This is a genomic window from Hydrocoleum sp. CS-953 (assembly GCF_002260545.1).
Lineage (GTDB): Bacteria > Cyanobacteriota > Cyanobacteriia > Cyanobacteriales > Microcoleaceae > Trichodesmium.
Window position 1 is genome coordinate 1 of sequence record NZ_LGSU01000284.1, and the last position, 2,628, is coordinate 2,628.

Here is a 2,628-nt window from a genome sequence, read left to right on the forward strand (position 1 = left end):
AGAAATAATCATACTAAAATTACTGTACATTTACGCAGTAGTTTTCACTGATTTCAGCTTTACCAGGAGTAAATATTCTTTATCAAAATTATTTGTAAGTTGGATTAAGCTAAAGGGAACCCAAGATCAACCGATATCTTTAAATTTATGGATATTCCTTGTACTGCCCATTCCCCAATTCCAAGATATTTTCTACACAACCCAAATATAGTTGCTAGTGCAGGATGGCAGAAATATGTTACCAGTTACAAAATCCTAAAAGTCTTACTAATCAATACTTCTGATTTTTGACTTTTGACTTTTGATTTCTGACTTCCGCGTAGCGGCACTAGGTGTCCCATTGTCCAATCATCCCTTCGTCATCTGGCCTCAAGATTCTTAAGATATGGAAAAGAATAATTTAGACCAATTGTCCTTATGATAATTTCTAATCGGTAAGTCCTAATACTTATAGAAACTTTTAGTTATACAGGAGTTGTATCCATGCCTTTAAAAGTAGCCATCAATGGATTTGGCCGTATTGGACGTTTAGTATTCCGTGCTGGACTAAACTACCCGGACTTAATCGAGTTTGTGGGAATTAACGACTTAGTACCGCCACCAAACCTAGCTTATTTATTAAAATATGATTCAACTCACGGACGTTTCCAAGGGGATGTAACCGCCTCTGATGATGGCATAACAATTAACGGAAAGTTGATTCCTTGTGTATCAGTTAGAAACCCTGCTGAATTACCCTGGAAAGAAAAAGGTGCAGATTATGTGGTTGAGTCTACAGGATTATTTACCACTTTTGATGGTGCTTCAAATCATTTGACAGCAGGTGCAAAGCGGGTAATTATTTCAGCTCCTACTAAAGACCCTGAGAAAGTAAAAACTTTGCTGATGGGTGTAAATCACGATTTGTTTGATCCTGCTCAAGATACAATTATTTCTAATGCTAGCTGTACTACTAATTGTTTAGCTCCTGTTGCCAAAGTTATTGACGATAATTTTGGTTTGGCGGAAGGTCTAATGACAACTGTTCACGCTATGACTGCTACTCAACCAACTGTAGACGGCCCTAGTAAAAAAGATTTTCGGGGTGGACGTGGTGCAGCTCAAAATATTATTCCAGCTTCTACTGGTGCTGCAAAAGCAGTAGCTCTAGTTTTACCACAATTAAAAGGCAAACTAACTGGTATGGCATTCCGAGTGCCTACTCCTGATGTTTCTGTGGTCGATCTGACTTTCAAAACTGAGAAGTCAACCAGTTACAAGGATATTTGCACAGCAATGAAAACTGCTGCTGAAGGTTCAATGAAAGGTATTCTTGGCTATACTGAAGATGCTGTAGTTTCTACTGATTTCACAGGCGATCCCCAGTCTAGTATTTTTGATGCGGGTGCTGGAATTGAACTTAATTCCAATTTCTTTAAAATTGTTTCTTGGTATGATAATGAGTGGGGTTATTCAAATCGAGTCCTAGATTTAATGTTATCAATGGCACAAAAAGAAGGTATCTCTTAACTGAAGTCAGAAGTCAGTAGGGGGCGAATTGCTATTCGCCCTTACATTATTGTTATGACTAGATTTGAGAGACGCAATAATTTCCTAATTACTCTGGCAATTTCTATATACCAATCCTAAATGATGTGTGAAAAAAAATGTAGGGGTTTGGTCTTTAAACTAATGCAAAAATCGGATTTAGAGACCCAACCCCTACTATAACACTTCCAAGTAAAAAGTATAGAAACCAGGTTTGTATTAAATACCCTATCATATAGAAATCAGGAATGAGATTTGAGAAAAAACTGTAGGGGTTTGGTCTCCAAACCCCATCTTAGCTAGGGTTTGGAGACCAAACACCGTTAGAGAAAATATTACAAATTCTCACAAATCACAACTGATTGCTATACTAATCTCTATTGGCTAAAAACTCAGTTTTTTATAACACTCCAAAGTAAAAAAGTAGCAGAGAAATCTGGTTTTTATTAAATGCTCTATCATATTGNACTCCAGCTTGATAGCTTTAGTGGTATTCTCTTGTTTAAATTACTGGATGTACCGCACAAAAATCTATCAGAAAAATCAAAAAGAATGTAAAAATTAACCGAAAAATATTGATATCTGTTTACTACAAACCCGGTTTATTATAATACTCTAAAGCAAAAGGAATCAGGTTTTATGTCTGAACTACCACAACTAAATACAGAAACTATTCAGGCAATTATTGATGAAAAAATAGATGATAATATTGTTAATCAATTAGTTTGGTATTATCTTGGTTATCGCTATGATGATGCTACTTGTAAATGGGATATTTCGAGGGTAGCACCAGAGTGGCGAGATGAATATCCAGAACCTCCAAATTTTATTGAATTTCGTCCGCCTACTGTAAAGTTGACTCGCTCTATTCCTAAAGAAAATAAACAATTATTGAAACAAAAATTGGGTTTCAAAGGTTATAAAATTGGTGAGTTTACTCCTGTGCAAGCTCGTCGTGCTACTATGGCTAATTGGCTGTTAAGTTATATGGAAATTGCTAGCAAATCTGGCACAAATTAATAGAGTTGTTGGGAAATAAGGTAAAATGGTTCAAGCAGAAATTGGCCAGAAGAATGCTAAATATTGAACGAGCCTTAAAAC

Annotated in this window: 2 protein-coding genes; both read left to right on the forward strand. The window is 36.0% G+C overall.

Going from position 1 to position 2,628, the window contains the following annotated elements; all coding sequences use genetic code 11:
- Positions 1–483 precede the first annotated feature (483 nt).
- Positions 484–1,509 carry a type I glyceraldehyde-3-phosphate dehydrogenase gene (gene gap, locus AFK68_RS02570; RefSeq protein ID WP_094671383.1) on the forward strand — a complete coding sequence of 342 codons (1,026 nt, stop codon included), beginning with the start codon at positions 484–486 and terminating at the stop codon, positions 1,507–1,509.
- 657 nt (positions 1,510–2,166) lie between these two features.
- The gene (locus tag AFK68_RS02580; RefSeq protein WP_094671385.1) at positions 2,167–2,547 is read left to right on the forward strand and encodes a DUF1823 family protein; all 381 of its coding nucleotides are present in this window, start codon (positions 2,167–2,169) and stop codon (positions 2,545–2,547) included.
- Positions 2,548–2,628 lie beyond the last annotated feature (81 nt).